Below are 2,366 nucleotides of genomic sequence, written 5' to 3' on the forward strand. Positions count from 1 at the left end.
GATGCCACCCCACTCTCTCGGCAACACGAAGCCTTGGGCGACATATACCAGCTCGCCATGGGGCCTCAGCCTCGGAGCGAACTTAAGCCAGTTTCTGTGGGTCCCCTTGGCGTCTCCGTATACGTCTGGCACGACTATGAGGTACCCCTCGGCGCTCAGTCGCGATTTAACCTTCTGTACAAACTTCAAGTAATCGGATATAGACACGCCACCCTTCGCACCGCCCAGCCCGACGTCGATCAGCACCTCCTCAGCTTCTCCGTAGGAATAGCTCATGGAGAGCGAGGCGAGCCGCCACGGAGTGCACGGATCTGGCACGAAGATCTTCATACCTGCCCTATACGCCGTAGGAGTCTGTGCCACCTTTTGCGGGTTGGCTAGAACTTGGCATGCTCCTCTATTACCCACGCTGGCTCGGTTTCGTAGAGGGCCAGCCTCTCCTCTAGGTGCGAGAGGCTGAACTCCGCCCCTGGGTCTCTCAGCTCGTACGCGTAGGCGACAGTCTTGCCAGGCCACGGGCGCACCAGCCTCCCCACCCTTTGTAGAGTCCTCGTCTTAGACTTGCCACCCATCGCTATGATGAGGGTGCGGAGCGGGGGGAGATCCAGCCCCTCGTCTGCCAGGAAGGTCGAGGACACCGCGTCTAACAGCCCCGACTTCAGCTCTTCGTATATTTCCCTCCGCGTCTCCCCCTTCACCGCGCCCGTGACCACCCTGACCCTCAGCCCCGCCTCTCTCATGACCCTCCCGAGCTCCTCTGCGTGGCTCACCAGTTGCGTGATCACCAGAGCTGGCTTCTCCACAGCCGCGGCTAGCCTGGCTATGAACTTGTTGCGCGCCCCGCACCTAGCCAGCGCCCTCCTCTCCGCAACCCAGCCCTGCACACCTCTGCCGACCCCCACCGCCTCGGGGCACCGGGGGGCGTCTACGACTCTAATCACCACTGGCACGGCGAACCCGCGCCGGATCAAGTACGACGAAGAGATCTTGGGCTCCACCACGTCGCCTGTGTAGGCGTATATCTCAAGGTCGCGCCCGTCGTTGCGCCACGGCGTCGCCGAGAGGCCGATCCTCAGCGCCTCCCCGTCCCCCGCCAGCATCGCCACAGTCTTCACGGTGCGTGCGGGGAGGTGGTGCACCTCGTCAAAAACAACCGCCACCTTTCTCCCCGTAAACAGCTCGGCTATGTTGTGTACGTCGTCGGACTCGTCTGAGTACGCCTTGAGTATCTCCGCCTCTTCGCCTTCTGCGTCTGAGAGCCAGTCGCCCTTGACGAGCCCCGCCTCCTTCAGCCTGTTCCACAGAGTCTGTACTGTGACTGCCACGGGCCTCGCCCCGAACTTCGCCGCGAAGTCCCTGAGCTGGTACACCAAATCGAGCTGGAGCGCTGTCACGACCACGTTGTACCCAGCCTTCTCTAGCTTCGCCGCCAAGTACCCAGCCATGTAGCTCTTCCCGCCACCAGTAGCCATCTGGACCGTCGCTGCTCCCACCTTCCTCAGTTGCCCCCACACAGAGCGCGCCACCTCGGCCTGGTAGTCCCTCAGCCCCTCGAACCCGTCGAGCTCCGGGAGTTCTACATACGCGACGTTCTTCGTCAGCCTCAGCGCCAAGCCCCGCGGCACCCTCACCTGCCCGTCCTCGATCTTGTAGAGGCAGACGTCTTCCTGCACCTTCAACACGGGCTCCCACTCCTCCTCTACACACCGCTCTTCACACCTCTCTGTGCACCGCTCGAAGTAGTCTGCGTCTGCGCACTTCTCGGCGCAGTACTCCTCGCAACCCACCCTCTTGTACCTCGTCACCTTGTAGCAGAGCTTCTTCTTCAGCTCGCGCTCGTCTACCCACCCCGCCATGTAGAAGAAGAAGTTTTTGTAGAACCGCCCCTCTACGCACTCCGCTTTTGCTCCCAACATCTTGGCCACGGGGCATGGCAGGTGCTCGACGCGCCACGTCTTGCCCTCTGGCTCAAACCTAGCACGCCACTTCTTCAGCTCCTCTATGACAAGCCGCGCCACCTCCCACTCCACCTCCCGCTCGATAACAGACTCCCTAGTAGCGATCCTGAGCCTCATACCGCTGGCCAAGGCTGACCTCCCGCTGACAACAACAAAGAGCTAGGTCCATGGCTGTTTCTACCATGTGGCACATGAAAAACCTGTGTTTAAATAATTTTTAGCCCCTGGGGCTAGCTCCCCCTCTGCCCGCTAGGGAGGGGGCCAGGAGTTGAAGCCTCTGGCCTCCTCTCCGCGTCGCTTCGACGCCGCTCGGCGGTTTTCTGTACCCGCGTTTTTTCAACGTCTTGCCAACGCCATCTGCTAGCCACCTCTACCAGCTTGTACGCGGTCACGCCTCCCTGCAACTCA

General features: G+C 61.4%; 2 protein-coding genes. Both read right to left on the reverse strand.

Translation table 11 applies throughout. The features are described 5' to 3' along the window. Positions 1 to 330: hypothetical protein (locus ACP5J3_RS13350; RefSeq protein ID WP_428496136.1), on the reverse strand; the 330-nt coding region annotated here is incomplete at its 3' end. 47 nt (positions 331 to 377) lie between these two features. After that, entirely contained in the window at positions 378 to 2,075 is a 1,698-nt protein-coding gene (locus ACP5J3_RS13355; protein ID WP_428496137.1) for a DEAD/DEAH box helicase, read from the reverse strand. Between the last annotated feature and the right edge of the window lie 291 nt (positions 2,076 to 2,366).

Source organism: Pyrobaculum sp., from assembly GCF_049971835.1.
GTDB lineage: Archaea > Thermoproteota > Thermoprotei > Thermoproteales > Thermoproteaceae > Pyrobaculum.